The following is a 17541-nucleotide window of genomic DNA, read 5'->3' on the forward strand; positions in this document are numbered from 1 at the left end:
TGAATATATTATCCTAGAGATTTCTGTATCAATCAAAGCCTAACGGCTGTTCAGCTTCGCATTTCGGCCGTTTTGCTCCGCAAAACCGGCCGTTGGGACGCGCCATATGCACTACTAGCTTTGTTGACCACCATAAATATGTCTCCAACAAACGCAGTTATCATAAAATCTGCCGGATCAGCAACCGTATTTGTCAGGAAAACGGTCTGGTCACCAGTATGCCAACCGGCGAAAAAGGGAAATCTTATAAAGAAAATATGGAATACCATCGTGGGAACAGCTGGAAAGCAAAACTAAAAGTCGCTGTAGATAAAGCGATCTGGTCATCCATCAACTATGATGAGTTTCTTCAAAAAATGAAGCTTGCTGGATATGAGATCCGTCAGGGAAAGAACCTGGCTTTCCGGGCACCGGAGCAAAAAAACTTTACAAATATGAAATCTCTGGGTAGCTATTACACGGAAGAAAATGTATTACTCCGCCTTGAGAAAAACCGGCATAAAACAAAAAATCCACGTAACGTCTCCAAAGAAGTACAGCTTTTTATCAATATCTCATCTTATGTAAGTACCGGCAATCGTGCCGGATTTGAACGGTGGGCACAACTCAATAATCTGAAAGAAGCAGCCCGGACCTTCAACTATTTATCTGAAAACAATTTGCTGAATTACGAAGACTTTAGGCAGCATATTGCAGATATTGATAATTCTATTATTGCTACGGAACAGCGAATTTCTGAATTAAGCTCTGAAATATCCCATCAGGAACTTATTCAGAAGCATTGTTCGTCCTATCGTACCTGCAGAAAAATCGTAGAGGATGCAAAAACAGCACCGGATCCTCAGAAATATAAAGCTGCTCACCAGTCGGAATACAAACTGCATGATTCCTTAAAACAGCAATTACAGGAGCTGGGCATTACAAAATTACCTTCCCCAGAGAGGCTGCGGAAAAAAATTGACAATCTAAGAAATGAACGCTCCTCTGCTGCCAAGGAAAAGCAAGATTTAGAAAAAAGGCGCTCAACATTAAATACCATAACTTCCAATTTCAACACCTTGCTATCCAATGACGCACATTTCAAGGATATTTCTGAACACCGGCAAGAGGAACATGATTTATAATAATCTCCATATGCTATGAGCTAAGGTCAATTACACTGTACATCATTGGCCTTAGCTCATTTTTTACTCTTCATCAATTTCAAAGACTTTCCGGTATTTCTTTCTTTGGCTTTCTAATGGCATCTGATCACAAAACTCTTGCAGCCATTCGTCGCATATAGACACCATTTCTTCTACAGGAAAATCATACTCCCCATATCCTATATCCAAATCGCAATCTTTACTTCGTTCTCCATACTCTACCAGCAACTCCGGAAACATTTCCATGGAGAAATAAATCGAATACTCGCTCAATCCCAGCGCATCAAACAAGTACATAAATTTATTAAAATCCCCAACTGCCATCGGAATTCTTTTCTTGATTTTATCTCTGTATTTATCTCCACACAATCGTAAGAATTTGTTTTCCTGAGAAATAATACCTTTTGTTTTTTTCATCAGCTCTCTTCACTCCCGCTATCCATTTTATCCTCTGGAGCATATATAGCCATTATACTGCTACTGTCATCACCGTGATCAATATGTATCCAATAATCTCTTATCCAATACCCCGTGTGACTTTTCCCCAGTGTATAAAGCTCATTTGTTTGAAAATCCACTATACATACTTCCGGAAATCTACCCTTGGAATCGCTCCACTCCATTTCATCCTGATACATGGAAAGGACTTTATCCAGACAATCCTGGCATAAGTATTTTTTTATCACTTCAAAATCCGGTGTACTTTTTTCTCCATAATTCACTTTACCCTCAAAAATCCCATGGTTTGGCATCCCGTTGATCCGGAAACTGCACTCTTCCTCACCATGTGACGATGACGTAATGCTTAATCCACTATCACCGATGATTTTCGTTCCATCATCCGAATATATACGTGTATCGAGTGATGATATTTCCATAGTATTCAAACACACCAAACCCAGCATTCCAGACTTTCTGTAGTATGGCATCAAGCTTCTTTCATTATTTCCGCAAATACAGCACTTTTCCTGGCTGATTTCAGATTTCACATCTGAAAGTTGAAAATTATTCCCTGTTTTTGTTGTTACCGCATTCAATTTATGTACGCATCCCATACAAAGCAGTGCAATCACAATTGCACCAAGTATTCCTTTTTTCTTCATTCCTACATTCTCCAACGCCCAAAAAAAGAACAGTCCAATTTTTTCTTGAACTGCTCTTATTTCTTTAAACTTCTCATAAGAGATAAAACAATCTCTCTTTCTTTAACTTCCAATCCATCCCATATATCCAATAACTCTGTTTGATCAGATGTCAAATCTAATTTGCCACTGTCTCCTGCAAAAAACTGAGCTAACGATATTCCAAATGCATCACATATTTTCTCAAGCGTTGGAATCGTCGGAATGCTGTCTCTGGACATTATATTTCCTAATGCTGTCTGCGACATTCCCGTAAGCTGTGAGAGTCGATATTTAGAATACCCACGTTTTCTGCATAATTCAGAAATTCTTTTTGGAATATACTCTTCTATACGCAAGTATTTTACACCTCTTCTCTGACCTATTTTTACATACATTGTAACCATAAATCAGTGAAAAGATTAGAACTATACCACTTACTTAAATACTCTAGTATACTTGAGTAATGGGGTAAAAAAAAGAAAAGCAGCTCTTAATAACTATTCAATTGTATTTTTTATCAAATCCATCTTCTTTAAGAGGGTAATGGCATCTTCAATACCAGCCATATAAGAAATATCCGCATACCGACAATCTACTGTTTGTAAGCAGGCGATATAATCATTAATTATCATTCTGTCATGCTCCGGCAAATCTAATTCCATAAATCTCTTCGTCAGTTCGTCCAAATCTTTCTCATCTTGTTGATACACCTCATCTTCCGCACAGATCTTATTTCTCGTTGCATCAATAGCTTCCGCTATAGACTGATTCAATATTTCTCTTGCCAGCATATCCATTCTCATTTCATCCTCCTGTACTATGACAATCATCAATTTGGTGATTAAATTGTACAAATATATGAACCCAATGTCAAATAGCAATGAATGACATGATTCGCCGGATTTCGACAATTATACATAAAATTCTGATTCGATTTTATAGGTTGACCTAATCACTGCCACCCCATCTTTTTTCCAATCTCATCAGCCATCAAAAAACCCACTACTGCACCCAGATAATTAATATTTTTTGAAACAATTCCCATGACACAAATTACTATTGCGGCACTTCTTCCAACCCAAATTGCTCCATATCCCCGGTTTCCATTTTTTCTGAATCTATGCAATAAATACTGAAACAATAAAGTAATCATGAAAAAGCCTATGGCATATAATATTAATTCAAACATAAAAGTCCCTCAATAAATCTTTATCCAGCAGGTACCTATCTTGTCATTTGCTATACGTTTTACCCTTTTGTCTGTAATCCCCTTTTCAGAGAAAAAAACGCATATCTGATCATAAATCTTTTCTGCCACATCAGACGCAACATTTCTTCCTTCCACCCGGAAATAAAACTCTATATCTCCATCCTGAAGAGCTTTCTCTACATATGCAATCGCCTGGCTTTTCATCCAAAATGTTCTTTTGTTTACTTTAAAGTAATTATGCTGCATAGACGAACACGTCGGCAATTGTGTATCAGCTTTATGTTCTTTGATTATCAGCTGATCAGACAAATTAAAGTAATCATACGGAATCCTTTTGAAAGATGACCCAATGGCACCAATGTCCCATGTCACATCCAGATGATACGGTTGTCCGTCTATATTAACCATATTCCAGGCATGAGGAACTCTTTTTCCGTTTTTGACTGATTCGCCTGTTACTACAATACACTTTATATCGACTGCATTTAGTAAAACCTTCACTGCCTTTGCAATTCCTTCGCATTGTGCCCGGTGGTGTGCAAATACTCCAAAAATATTATGGGAAGCAATCAGTCTCATCGGTTTACTTCTATCAGCACCTTCATCATCATACGAAATATTCTGGCAGATCCAATCATGAATTTTTATTTCTTTTTCATAATCTGTACCTGCAGTCAGATTTAGTTTCTCTGCCAGACAGTTCACTTCTTTTTCTATTTTTCGATTATACTCTTTTACCTTTTCCTTTTGGAAAAAGTATTGTGGGCAAATAGCAAAGTGTCCAAACATATCACTGGCACAGCTGCAGGCAGATTGATTCAGGTAATAAATCAGCGGATTATCTTTCGTCATTGCCTCAAAGATCCGTTCAAATGCTTCTTGTGGAAAATCACCCCTGACAGGAATAGGAATAATGTCCTGATGTGCCATTACCCCATCATAAAATGCTCGATAAACCGCCTGATCCTGCTTATTCAGTTGATGGTAATAATAGCGGTCCACGATCACCAGAACACCTTCTCTCTTTTCCTCTGCATCAGCGGACATTAGGAATCCGCTTCGCTACTTTCTCATGAAGGCAAACAGCTTTACTGTTCGCCTTCAAAATATGCCATCACCACTGTAATATCATCGCCACAGCCCAATTCACTGGTCTCTGTCAGCCATTTCTTTAAATTAGCCTGGACCGTCTCAGCTCCATGCTCACGTATCATTCCAAAATAGTCGCTGCATGTTTTCTGAAATTCCACATCTGATGTGTAGCTATTTGCAAAACCATCTGTAGATAACATATACATACACAATTCTTCATCCTCACCATCTCTTCGCCGGATGGAAGCCACAGCTTTTCGCCAGGCATCCGGTTTGGACAGAGAATGTGTCTCAGTGCCTAAAAACTTCTCCGGCTCTACTAAAGCAAACACACCATCTTTCGTAACCAGATTGATGTCACCGTCTCCAATCTGGAAAGAAAAAACAAAGGTATTCGTAATCAGCATTCCCAGCAAAGTGGTACCATAAAGAGAAAACACTGATGGCCATTTAATATTCCCATCATCATCCAGCATCCCCTCTTCTTTATTTTTATAATAGGACTGCTTTACTCTTGCCTGCCATTCTTCGCAGATATCCTGCGCAAAACGCATATCCCCTTCCCGATTCAAGAAAGTAATCAGGTTCGACAGACCATTCTCATCCGAACCGTAACTTTGCAGGTAATTTTTCATCACTTCACAGAATGTGTTTACGGCAATAGTAGATCCTCTGTCACTTCGGGGACATTTCTCACTTCCGTGTCCGTCTGCTACAGCAATGATTACAATATCATCGGATATCTCTACAATCTTTTTGCTGTCCTGGCATGGCAATCCGTTTCTCTGGTGGGTAGCACCTTTGACAATACCGTCACATAAATAGCGCTTCATCCAATTTCCTCCTTACCCTTACCAAACAGCTCCCTCATCAAAATCATCCGGATTCGGGATATTACTCATATCAAGTACTAACGGTGCCCCATTATTTGCTGGTGCAAATGGATCATCGGCAGGTACAGAAGCAGCCGCAGACGGTGTGGATGCTGCAGGCGCAGAGACCGGAGTAGAATTCATCGGTTTACTGGAAGGAGCAGACACCATAGATGCTGTGGTTGATGCCCATTTGATCATCTTTGCAAGTGCAGTCGCATTATTTGCCTGCAGAACCAGTTCTTTATTTCCGGTAAACTCTATCAGGACATCATCGTCCGCATCCTGTCCGATGGAAATAGCAATCTTCACTGCTTTCCGGAACCATGGCATACCTTTTAATTTATCCAGGCTTTTCTTATAATCATCCGTTGGCTGACCATCCGAAAGAAGCACAATTACCGGCGGCAATGCTCTTGCCGGCATTGGTGGAATTGACAGCTGTGCAGCAAGCAGGTCAAATGCCTTGCCAAGCTCTGTCAGCCCATTTGCTTCCATGTCCTCCCAGCTATAATTCTCTACCGGCACTGGACTGGTGGTAATCCAGCTTGCACCAGACGAAAACTGAAGTGCCCGAATCAACAGCTGTGCATTCGGGTTATTATCTGCTGAATTTCTCATTTCCGGGATGCATTCCTGGATTGTATTATTCACAATTCCTATTTTTTCTCCATACATGGATCCTGAACAGTCCACTACCCAAAAGAAATGTATTGGCCTTGTTGCCAGTTCTCCACCTGGTCTCTGTAATTCCTGCATAATTTCGTCCTCCTTCGTCGATCCTTATCTAAACTCACCCGTTGTCTGCGGGAAAATAATTTTTACACCTTTTACAATACCTGCCGTCCGTCCGGGTTCCACTGGAATCTGTGTCCCATCCGCCTTCTGATAGGTCCAGTTCACTTTATCTTCGTTCCGGATACCCCAAAGGGCTGGATTCTTCGGATTCTGTACCACACTGCCCACTACCGTATCCATATCAAAATCCTCGTACACATGATGGTGCAATAATTTTGTATCCTGATGCAACAATACATGGTTCTTTCCAATCATCAATTTCTTCGGTACCGAAACCGCATTCTGGCAATTCCAGCAGATATGGGCTGCACCTTTGGCTTCCAAATCCTCATCATAAAAGAGCTGTGCCCCACAGGAGCAACGGAGCATTCCGCTCATCATATTGGCAAACAGTGTCATCCACTCAGGTTCCGTAATACGCTTGCTTGGTTCATTTAAACCTACGGTAAAAGCTTTTGTGAACATCTGACGAAGTTTTTCCGGATATAACGGCCAATAAATATTGGCATTATCATGAATCCCTTTCACCGGTCTGTTGGACTTATTATCCGGATCGAAAATAAACACCGGATCTGTTCCGTACAGCTTCACTCTGGCAGCCATATCCATACATTTGATACTTGCTTCCAGCTTTCCTTCCAGTGGATGATTAACCATAAAAAGGTAAAACAGCAATACTGACAAAGAGTACCGGTCTGTATCTTTCGAAGGTCTTTTCTCTCCCCTGACAATTTCCGGAGCCATAAAACCAGGTGTACCAAGTACTCCGCCCGGCTTGCTGTTATCGAAAGAAACATTGTCATTATCACAGATCAGCACATCACCATTATCCGGATTGAAAAACAGATTGCCAAAGGAAATATCCTGGTATTTCGCTCCCATAGCGTGTAATTTCTGGTATCCTCTGGTCAGATTAAATGCCGTCCTGCAAAGTGTATAGAAAGATGGATTAACTCTCTTCTTCATCAGATCCACAATACTCTTATAATTCTTTGGTCTGAGAGGCATGATATATCCAAACAGTTCTCCCTGTGCCGGGGCAATCATTTCCATTGGCCACAGAAAACACGGATCCGGGGAACCTTTTGCAACGATGGTTTCCAGGACTTTCTTCTGTCTGGCTGTGGCACTTCCTTTGAAATACCATTTCAGTGCATAATGACTTCCACCGCATTTCACATCATACACTTCCCCCTGACCACCAGCCCCCAGAAGGCTTACAATTTCATATTTATTCCCACATTCTGATGTGAGGATGGTTCCATTTTTTAACTGTCCTTCCATTACGGTATCTGCCTCCTCTGCTTTATCAACTGTAATGCCTGATACAATACATTTCCGTCTGCAACTACCAGGCAATAACTTTTATTTCCGAACTGCATCTCACAGGCATTACTGTATGGTGTAATTGCTGTGAGATAACGATACGTCTTATCAAATCCCCATTCCTTTGCCTGAAACACGATCCTTTGATTGGTTATGTACAAGATTCCCCGGTGCTGCACCAGTTCTGTATGTTCAATGGTTTTTCCCTGACCGGAACTCCATCTTGTCCCTTTAAACAATCCAGGACTGCTGTGCCCATAATGGCGATACTGCTTCACCGTCTTTTCTTCCAGATTGACCGCTTTGTCAATAAAGTGAATCTTTTCACCACGTTTCAGGAACAACTGATCTGTATTCAGGATTGGAAGTCTTCCGGACATGATCTCGTTCTTTGCCGCTGCCGGAAGAATAGATGTAACTGTCGGAATCTGATTTTTATTTCCAAACAGGGCATCGAAAAATCCCATACACCTCACCTCTTTTCTCTTATCCTACCGCCTGTTTTATCTTGCATGGTCGCATCACAGGCGACATCTTACACAAGCTGATACTTGATCTTATTTTTTCTTGCATATTCCTCAGCATAAGAACCAAAGGAACATTGAATAATAAACTGCTTATTCGTACCGGTAAATGCATCTTGCCCGATTTTACTTACACTATCCGGAATTATCAACAAATCAAGGGAACTACAGCCGAAAAATGCCCTGTCTCCTATTCCGTTTAACTGGTTACTTAAGACTACCTTTTTTAATGAACGGCAACCTTCAAACATACCATTCGGTATCCGATCCACATTCTCCAGAATAGAAATACTATCTAATTCCAGACACTCTGCTAACATACGATTCCCAATCCAATACACACTTTTCGGAATAGAAAGTGTTCTCAATCCACTCCCTTTAAATGCTGATTCGCCAATTCGTTCCAACTGCATCGGTAAAGAAATTGATTTTAAACTCAGACATTCTGTAAATGCTTCATCTCCGATTTCTTTCACAGATACCGGAAGAACCGCCTGATGAAGCTGATTACATTCTGCAAAAGCTCTTTTTCCAATATGAGCAATTCCCTCTGTCAAAATTGCCTCTTCCACCGCTTCTTTGCAAAAACTTTCATCCGCTATTTCTACTACTGGTGTATTCCCCGACTTATTCTGGAAAATAATTGTCCGTTTGTTGTCCCCACGAAAACCACTTACAGCCAAACCGGTTCCCTGACTACTTCTGCAGTATGTAAACAGATCTCCATATTGCCTTCCGGAAGTTGCCTGTTCCTCTTGGATCGCCGGTCCTGTTCCCTGTTTTTGTACAGAAATGTCACATATTTTTCCTAATACTTTATTTCCATAGCAAGAACACCAAACCGAAACGATCCAATCCGCATTTACCCGGCTAAGTCCATAGTCATCCATTAGCCGCTTCACATAACGAAACGCAAATGTATTGTTAATTCTCGATACACTCTGAATGTCCTGTGCAATGCCCATATTATATGCCATAAGAAGAAGATTTACATTTTTTGCCTGATCCGGGAACAGGTCTTTTACAAGGGCTGTAAATCTTTTCTTATCATCTAACGATGATTCGTACTTTCGCAGCATCGATTCAAAATCCTGTTCAAACAACAGGCTCACCACCTCTCACCTCTTATTCCACACCAAGTGCTTTAAATACTGCCTCCTGCGGAGTTGAATAAAAAATCAAGCTAAAAGCACCCACCAGATCAGATGGTACGGTTCCGATATCTCCTGCCGAAGTAATCGGAAGCAATACTTTCTTCGCTCCACTATCCAGACACACCTGAAGCACATTTGCCAGTTCTTCAACCTTAATCAACGTTCCACTGATACTGATTTCTCCCAGGACAGCAAGACTGCTAAGCGTCGGCTTTCCTAATGCTGCAGAACATATCGCAATCAAAGTTGGAAGTGCCAGTTTACTGGTGATTCCTAATCCGTTCAGATCTTGGTAATTGATAATATAGTCTTTTGTCGTGGTACTGATTGCACCTGAAATTGAATTCCCATTGGCTTTCAGATAATTGAACGCTGTATTCGTTGCTTCCTTTGCATCACGGTCTGTGCCGATACCTGTCCGTTCAAACTTACCATTTCCCGGGAGCACCTGTGTTTCCAAACGATAAACACCAATCATACCGGATTTTCCCCTGGATACCGTATAAATATTTCCAGGATTGCTCATTCCTTCCGGTATCAGCTTTCCGCCACCAGACTCCGGTACAGATACATAATTCTCCTCAAACGTCTCATTGTCTATGTAAGAGAAATTCACATCATAAAATTCCATGCCGCCAATTTTTTTCAGCTGTTCTTTTACTCTGCGGCGAAGTTCCAGGGAAACCGTCAAAATTTCCTGAATATCTTCTTTTGTGTACTCTCCATCTGGATAAACCAATTTTACAAATCCAGACACCATTTTCCGAACAGCAATCGTATCACGTTGGTTCAGATTATTTCCCAAACGGAAGTATTTATCAAAAGCATCCCCATAAGATTCTTTTCTCATCTCACGCATATACTCGGAAAGGTAGTCCGTAATAAAGCCATAATCATCAGTAAAGAAATCCGGGCGATACTTCGGGATTTCCCATCCTGGTACATAGCAATGCATACGGTCTAAAAATGCCGTATCATATGCCATAACTGCCGGGAATGGTTCAAACAGATGCGATGTCTTTTGAAGCACATCTACACTCTGATTAATATTTCCAACAAATACCATAGAAGCAGATGCAGCCTTTTCTTCACGTCCACGGGCAAAGGATCCAGATGCCATGTAGTCTTTCATGATCTGTACACCATCTTTATCCTTAAAAGTAATACCGGCAACCTCATCAAAGGCGACAACATCCCACATACCAACCAGCCCAACTGTTTTACTTGCCATGTTATAAAACAGGTTTGCAACCGTTGTCTGACCTCCGGATACAAGGATACTATTTGGAGAGATTTCTTTGTAAATATGCGACTTACCAGTACTTCTCGGTCCCAACTCACAGAGATTAAAGTTATTTTCCACCAACGGAATCATTCGGGCAAGAAGCAGCCATTTGACACGCTCATCAAATTTATCCGGCTCCATGCCTGTAGAACGAAGAAGAAGATCAATCCATTCATCCTTTGTAAATGCCTTTCTTCCATTCTTCAGATCATCCATATCAATATGCGGCATCTGGATTGGTGTCAATTTACGAATACGGATTGGCGTTGTGTTCTTCTTATCTTCTTCAATAAATTCATAATCCAGCTGCAAAATACACCAAATACCACCACAAAGCAGGCGATCATATTTTGACGGATAATCCGGATGAATTGGAATATTCTTAATACCCAAATTAGAAAACTCCGCTTCATATCGATCTTCCTTAATATTTAAATGCACCGTGATCTTGTCAATGACTGTATAACTGCCACGTTCCCGAAGAATGGAAAGCACCTTTTGAGCTTCATCCGGACGGACAAAATTATCTGCCAGAATACGTTTTACATTATTCACGCCCTCTTCGATGATTTCTTCATCATCCGAGCTGCAATACTGACCAAGAAGGAACTCCAAAACGTACACAGGTACATTTGCTCCTTCTTTGATATGTTTTGTCAGATCCTTACGGACAATCTTTCCATCAAAATACTGGCGAAGTTTGTTCTTTATAATTGATCTGGTATCATCCATTTCCATAAATTCGTCCATCTCACTTTTTCCTTCCTTCTTTTAAAACATACACTGTACTTCTATAGGAACCCTGTCGTTCCAGTACACCCAGATCAACCATCTCTCCAAGAATAATTCTTGCTCGTCTCTGTTTCACTTTTAGTAATAACTCTGCCTGGTGAGATGTAACCTGTCCTTTTTCTTCTACAAATCGGAAAATGATCTTTTGCTGTGCCGACAAACCATTTATCGGCATTTTATCGGCACTAATCGGCATTTTATCGGCATTTTCAGTCTCATTGCTTGCCCCATTAGTATCACTGATACTATTCGCAACTTTCGTAGAACCAAAGTCATATGAATACTCATCATCCAATGGCACAATAATTCGGAATACATCACTTTCTATAAACTGCGGTTCCTGTCCTGAATAGTATTTACTGTACTTAAACAAATTGCGAACACCTGAACCGAGTTGATCTGCATATCCAATATTTCTAAAGAACGCTGCTATTATCGGATTTTTCGGATTTGGCTCCAGATTATCCACCGTAATGCATCCATCATTTGCCGCACGATTTGCATTTTCTACATACATACGTTCTTTTTCAATGACAAACTTTGCCGTATAATTGCTGGAAAATTCCCGGTGCATCAAAGTATTGCTAACCATTTCTCTTACGATCGTATTTCTCAAGCTCTTGTTTACAGTATCTTCCAAAAAGAACTTGTCCGGCAAATTTTTTCTTCCAAATTCAAGAAGCCTGTCGTAACTTTCAATCAAATTTGTTTTAATAATCTCACGATCATCATACCGGTCCACATTCACCTTCCGGACGAGTGCATCTGTAACATAAGTCGGTGCCACATTCAGAATCACATCGTCCTTACCTAACAACATAATTGCGGCAAGATTATAACCCTCTTCTCCAGTTGCAATATCACGTCCATATAATCCTGCACTTTTCAGTAATTCCTGATCATCCATAGCTGTCCACGGATGCTGTCCGCCTGCATGATTCTGTGCCATTATCCTGATTTTCGGTAACAAATCCAAACGTAAATCTTCCATTTTCGCATATGGATATATCTTCTTTTCTGTAAAGATGTTCTGCTTGCGAATATACATCTGTGCAATCGTACCGGTAGCAGTCACCTTCACATCGGCATCATCTACACGGTCATATATTACTTTTTTATAACTATGCACTTCTGCACTCGGCGGAATATGAACATGAATAATGGTACGGTTTTCATCATATTTGATAATTTCAGGTGAAAGATATACTGTTGGAGAAAACATCAACGGATTACTCACAACTTTAATGAAATTCTTCACCATATCCGGAGCTGCTTTTTCCGGCACGCCTAAAACTGTGCCATCATCCAGCACCCCCATAAAAATGTCTCCGCCAAAACGATTCAAGAAAGAACATACGGTTTCATAAGTGTCCGACTCAATTCCGTTTCCGCAGCGTTTGAATTCAACAGCCACGGTTTCTCCTATTGTAAGAATAGACTGTAAGGTATTCAAATCCATTTTGGCACCTCCCCGTAAAGCATATTATTGTTATAAACTACTCACAGCTGCACTTAACTTTTGCAAATAAAAGCCAGGAATAGAATAAAACTTAAGCGGATCTAATTGAAAAACATAATCATTTTCAATATGGTTTGTCTCATTAATAAATTTATATGTAGCTGGTTCTTTTTTTCTTAATTCTTTAAATATAGCCTCATGTCTTTCAAATAACAGTCTAAACGCAATTACTTTTATATAATCATCTCCAATTGAAATCTGATTCTTTAAGTTTTCATCTGAAATCAAAGATAATATCTCTCCATAATTTAATCCGTCTAAATTAGCTTTAATTTCAGTACATCCAATCGAAAAGCAATTTTGATCTAAAGGAGTAATACCATCATTCTCCATTGCCAGTGGTCTTCCATGTATTAGATTGGATAGAACTTGATATGCTGGAGAATTCGAACAATCTGTCACTGTTAATTCGATATATTTTCTATAATTCACAATCCGAACATGCATTGGATATGACGGTTCTTTAAATATGTTATGAGTCAGTTCAACAACGTTTTTTAAATCTGCTGCTTCTATATCCTGCTCAATAATACGACCATTTTCATTTTGAAGCCATTTTGCATTAACTTGTGTCGTAAGCCCCATTCTATTAAAGAAATCACCTTTAACATAATCAATTATCGGCTGCAAATCATGAGTTAGCATTAAAACTGTTTTATCCCTAAAACTTTTCTTTTTATTGTCGAACATTCTTCGAATTACCGCAAATTTTTTATTTGTATCAAATGAAGAAATAGGATCATCAAGAACAATTAAGTCTGCTTCTTCACTTATTGCTTCAAACATAAACATTACCAAGGAAAATGCATTCTTTTCTCCCCAGCTTAAATGATCTGATGGATTAGTTACTCGTTCCACAATCGAATCAGATGGTTTTAAATATGCTGTTGCTTTTTTCTCGCCATCTGGCTTTAACTCAAATTCATATGGGAATCCCGCAAGAGCTAGAAATTCATTAATATCTTCTTTTTGATCTTCCACTATTTTATTTAGTTTCTTTTCATGTGCTTCAAACAAGTTTTTCAACTTTCTTGTATTCTCTTTTAATTCATCAACTTTAGCGTCAACAATATCAACTAATCCGAGTATTGCAGGTGTACAATAATATTTATCGATTATTGTCTTTGAAATTTTTAGTTCTTCCAAGTATCTGTCAATTTGTTCCAACTGCTCATGAGTTACATTCATAGGGCGAAATTGAAATATATGCTCTATTTTATTGCTTAAGTATTGTGTTTCTGTACCTAACCTTGACAACGCAGCGTGTAATTCTGAAGCCTTACTGGAATCTCCAATAAAATTCTCAATTTCATTAATAGCATTTGTCGAAACAAATCCCGAATCACCTGCTTTTTTCAAATAATCCAGTACAGCTGTGGCTGTTGATAAAGCTGATTTTTTAAACACTTTTTCAATTAAGGTGTTTTGATTTTCTATTTCATTAGGTAATTTTTTAGTACAAAATGGACACTGATCATCAACTACCCTTTCAACACCTTCACGTCTCCAATTGGCCCAGGTAGCTACGTCTTTCATATCTCGTTTATCATAGAATGGTTTATAAGAGTCAAGTTCATGATACTTATCAAAACCGCTTCCGTTCCCTTTTATCAGTTCTCCCACTCCGCCCGTTTTTGCAATACTTTTACCTTTTAATTTAAAAATAGAAAAATAAGTTTTAAATATGTCCTGTAGTTCTTCCAACCCATCAATATTGTGAATTGTTCCTTGTAATTTAATTAACAATTCTTCAATTTTCGCTTCAAGATTATCACACTCTCCTGTATTTAAGAATATCATATATGGGTTTTCAAAAAAATTCTCTTTCGCAAGGACTTTTTGACTTACATATCCATCATTAAATACTTTAATTTTTTGAAAAGACAAATTGGATACTTTTGGCAATTTATCCTGCTCTTCCACGTTTACTCCGTATGGAAGTAAAGTACTTGTTAGTCTTTGTTCGTCTTGCGCTTTCAATAGAATGGCCTTACCTATAGTAGTTTTCCCTGTGCCATTCATTCCATACTTTATGTTTAAGCAATTCGGTTCTATTGAGATATCTGCGTGACTAATACAATTACAATTTTCTATAACTAAATTAACCATTTCCCCTCCACATTACAATTTTAAAATCCAAAGCCAAAATCATCTGCAAACGCAATGTCCATTACGATTTCATGTCGTAGTACTTCCAAAGAATTGTTATCATCATATGCTACCAAATAATACTTCTGATTCTTACTGTATTTTTTATTCTTGAAAGAGAATCTCAACCGGAATACTCTCTTCACTGTATCCTTGTCCTTCTTATCTGCAACATATAAATGTTCGTTGGATATCTTTTCGTCATTATCGTCCACAAAATAGATACGATAAGTTGTTTCTTTGACTACATCATTTACCGCATCCGTCTGCACAAAATCCAAAGAGGTAATTAGGTTGGTAATCTTCGTAGTCAAACTCACTAAAGCAATCTGTGCAGTCGTAGTTTCTTTGTAACCACGTTCTGTTTTAACCTCAATCAGCGGAATGATCATTTCTTGTGGGGAAGATCCTCCATGTACAAAATTCATACCAGTACCTGGTGCTTTGAAAATATCTGCTCCTATCGGATAAGATACCTTTCGCTCGTCTTTATTCTGCATCATAATACCAACTACTGTCGAATCAACGCCTTCCGTGGATATGGCTTCTGTAGAGAGCAAATATCGACGTCCCAAAACATACTCCCTAGTACCTTCACTTATGGCTTCGCCAGAATTCACCTTGCCTGCCGAAGCAGCCACAGAACCAATTTTATCGCTTTCAGACAGTTTGTTTCTTCTATAGATGAAACCGTGATCAGCGGTCACAATAAAACGTGATCTGTTGGCACTGGTGGTTAAACGGCGGATCAGTGCAGAGATTTCATCCACAGCTTCGGCGCAGGCATTGAACACTTCGTTTTCGGTGTTCAGTTTGTCGCCTCTGGCATCAATTTGGTTGTGGTAGATATAAACCACATCCTGACGGGTGAAGATGCTGCGGAGATCTGCCACGCTCAGATTCTTGATATCATCATACTGAACGCATCTGCTGGCGGGTTTATATTTATGTAGAATTGCCTGACGCTGTTCCAGAGTATCCGTTTTCTGTCCGTCCACCAATACAGAATAGTCCTCGATCAATTCCAGACTTCTATGAGGAAGCAATGCAGCCATACCATACTGTGTAATAGAAGGTAGAGTGCTTGCCATTGTTTTCATTGTTGCGGTGCATTTCTCGTCTGCCTGCAATTTCTCAAGAAGAGTCATACCTACTTCATATCTCAGGGCATCGGAGATAATGACAACCAACTGATCTTTGGCATAGTTTACATTGCGGTTGAAGAAATCAGGCTGCTTTGTGATCTGCAAAGACTCCCGTTCGGTGCTGAACAGGTCGTTCCAGTTGATGCATATCTTCGCCAGATATTCATTTGCATAGATATTTTCAACCAGCTCTTTCAGCTTGTCGAACCTTGTCGCATCTTCGAGCTTATCCAGATAGTAATAAAAATAACGGTAATAGCGATCCATCTTGTAAAGCTCGCTTGTGTAATTCTTTACCATTTCATTCAGACTTGCAGAAGGAGCATACTGAGAACCGGAAATGATACTCCAAGCATTCTGCAGCACAAAGTATTCGTTAGCATAGTGCTTGCCAAAATGTCCTTGGCGGCGTTGTTTGGTAAGCTGTGGAATGGTTGTATCACCCAACTTTGCAGCAACATCTTCCAGTTCCAGTCGTTCGGTAGCCCATTCAATCAGAAACTCGTCAACCCCTGCAAAGATACCACAAGATACTAAGGCTTCCACCGGGATCTTTCTGAACTCTGTGTAAGCTTTCAGTCTGTCATAGACCATTTTAGAAATTTCGTCAAAGCGGTCTCCATAGATATAGCTGTTCATCAGATTGTCGATAAATGCGATAACATTGCCAGACTTGAAACTGATGAACGGCTTCCATGCAGCCGGCATATCCGCAGAAATAATCTTGGTTACATAGGTCACGAACATGGTCATCGTGAACTTTTCAAGAGTAGGCTTCTCATCTGCATATCCGAACACATCCTGAGCCTGACGCCAGAACGCATCCAGAAGGTCATATTTCTTAAACTCTGCCAGATACGGATTATCTTCAAAGCCTGCATCCGTCAGAACGGTACGAAGAACTTCTTCGTAGGAAGGAGTCTTGCACTTACAGAGAACACTCATCAGAGCAATCTCAATGGTATTTCTGTTAAATGTTTCAAGTTCCAGATCGTAGAAAGCCTGAGTACGTTTTTTCTCACCGAAGAACTTGATATAGTGCTGGATCACCGGCTTATAGCGTTCATCAATGCCCAAGTCGATGGTCAGCAAGGAAGCTCTGTCAGCAAAGAACTCTTTGGAATACTTGATGATATCCGCCAAATGGTTATCACGAATGGCAGGTTTCGCAAAAGGAGCATATACCAGATAATTGGTCGTGGTATCCACGCACTCCAAAAAGTATTTCGTATAGAACTGGTTATCCGGTTCCAGATGCAGCACCTTGGCATTCACCAGATCCATTGTGGTCACATCCTCCAAAAACTCTGCGTTGGCATCATACCAAAAGACCAGCTTGCGAACTTCACCGGTAAACTCGCTATTCAATTTGTCTGTAATTTGTTTTAGGGTAAGCTCTGCCATCTT

The 17541-nt window shown here is 39.8% G+C and carries 16 protein-coding genes; 1 reads left to right on the forward strand and 15 read right to left on the reverse strand.

Going from position 1 to position 17541, the window contains the following annotated elements:
• The first annotated feature begins 92 nt into the window (after positions 1-92).
• Positions 93-1124: a relaxase/mobilization nuclease domain-containing protein gene (locus ACTNB3_RS14460; protein ID WP_441026465.1), complete on the forward strand. Its 1032-nt coding sequence runs from the start codon at positions 93-95 to the stop codon at positions 1122-1124.
• A gap of 63 nt (positions 1125-1187) precedes the next feature.
• Here the strand turns inward: ACTNB3_RS14460 and ACTNB3_RS14465 are convergent, their stop codons facing one another.
• The 15 genes from ACTNB3_RS14465 to pglZ form a co-directional block, all read right to left on the reverse strand.
• On the reverse strand, positions 1188-1562 hold the full coding sequence (locus ACTNB3_RS14465; RefSeq protein ID WP_441026467.1) for a hypothetical protein: 375 nt from the start codon (positions 1560-1562) through the stop codon (positions 1188-1190).
• The gene (locus ACTNB3_RS14470; RefSeq protein ID WP_441026468.1) at positions 1562-2248 is read right to left on the reverse strand and encodes a hypothetical protein; all 687 of its coding nucleotides are present in this window, start codon (positions 2246-2248) and stop codon (positions 1562-1564) included. The genes ACTNB3_RS14465 and ACTNB3_RS14470 overlap by 1 nt, the downstream gene beginning before the upstream one ends.
• A 56-nt stretch (positions 2249-2304) precedes the next feature.
• Complete coding sequence (locus ACTNB3_RS14475) at positions 2305-2625, reverse strand: helix-turn-helix domain-containing protein (protein ID WP_087316733.1); 321 nt, start codon at positions 2623-2625, stop codon at positions 2305-2307.
• A 141-nt stretch (positions 2626-2766) separates the two neighbouring features.
• Positions 2767-3072 carry a hypothetical protein gene (locus tag ACTNB3_RS14480; RefSeq protein ID WP_441026471.1) on the reverse strand — a complete coding sequence of 102 codons (306 nt, stop codon included), beginning with the start codon at positions 3070-3072 and terminating at the stop codon, positions 2767-2769.
• A 149-nt stretch (positions 3073-3221) separates the two neighbouring features.
• Positions 3222-3458 (reverse strand): hypothetical protein, encoded by a 237-nt coding sequence (locus ACTNB3_RS14485; protein ID WP_441026473.1) that lies wholly within the window; start codon positions 3456-3458, stop codon positions 3222-3224.
• Positions 3459-3467: 9 nt separating this feature from the next.
• Positions 3468-4526 carry a transglutaminase domain-containing protein gene (locus ACTNB3_RS14490; protein WP_441026475.1) on the reverse strand — a complete coding sequence of 353 codons (1059 nt, stop codon included), beginning with the start codon at positions 4524-4526 and terminating at the stop codon, positions 3468-3470.
• 41 nt (positions 4527-4567) lie between these two features.
• Positions 4568-5404 carry a PP2C family serine/threonine-protein phosphatase gene (locus ACTNB3_RS14495; protein WP_441026477.1) on the reverse strand — a complete coding sequence of 279 codons (837 nt, stop codon included), beginning with the start codon at positions 5402-5404 and terminating at the stop codon, positions 4568-4570.
• A gap of 18 nt (positions 5405-5422) precedes the next feature.
• A complete protein-coding gene (locus ACTNB3_RS14500) occupies positions 5423-6202 on the reverse strand; it encodes a vWA domain-containing protein (RefSeq protein WP_441026479.1) in 780 nt (259 codons plus the stop codon).
• Positions 6203-6226: 24 nt separating this feature from the next.
• On the reverse strand, positions 6227-7525 hold the full coding sequence (locus ACTNB3_RS14505; protein ID WP_441026481.1) for a protein kinase domain-containing protein: 1299 nt from the start codon (positions 7523-7525) through the stop codon (positions 6227-6229).
• The gene (locus ACTNB3_RS14510) at positions 7525-8034 is read right to left on the reverse strand and encodes a hypothetical protein (RefSeq protein ID WP_075758693.1); all 510 of its coding nucleotides are present in this window, start codon (positions 8032-8034) and stop codon (positions 7525-7527) included. The genes ACTNB3_RS14505 and ACTNB3_RS14510 overlap by 1 nt, the downstream gene beginning before the upstream one ends.
• A gap of 68 nt (positions 8035-8102) precedes the next feature.
• A complete protein-coding gene (locus ACTNB3_RS14515) occupies positions 8103-9203 on the reverse strand; it encodes a leucine-rich repeat domain-containing protein (protein WP_441026483.1) in 1101 nt (366 codons plus the stop codon).
• Between the two features lie 13 nt (positions 9204-9216).
• Positions 9217-11280: a protease Lon-related BREX system protein BrxL gene (gene brxL / locus ACTNB3_RS14520; RefSeq protein WP_441026485.1), complete on the reverse strand. Its 2064-nt coding sequence runs from the start codon at positions 11278-11280 to the stop codon at positions 9217-9219.
• Position 11281: 1 nt separating this feature from the next.
• A complete protein-coding gene (locus ACTNB3_RS14525) occupies positions 11282-12781 on the reverse strand; it encodes an RNA-binding domain-containing protein (RefSeq protein ID WP_441026487.1) in 1500 nt (499 codons plus the stop codon).
• A 30-nt stretch (positions 12782-12811) separates the two neighbouring features.
• Complete coding sequence (locus tag ACTNB3_RS14530; protein ID WP_441026489.1) at positions 12812-14950, reverse strand: AAA family ATPase; 2139 nt, start codon at positions 14948-14950, stop codon at positions 12812-12814.
• A 20-nt stretch (positions 14951-14970) separates the two neighbouring features.
• Entirely contained in the window at positions 14971-17538 is a 2568-nt protein-coding gene (gene pglZ / locus ACTNB3_RS14535; protein WP_441026491.1) for a BREX-1 system phosphatase PglZ type A, read from the reverse strand.
• Positions 17539-17541 lie beyond the last annotated feature (3 nt).

Source organism: Bariatricus sp. HCP28S3_D3, from assembly GCF_052065755.1.
Lineage (GTDB): Bacteria > Bacillota > Clostridia > Lachnospirales > Lachnospiraceae > Allocoprococcus.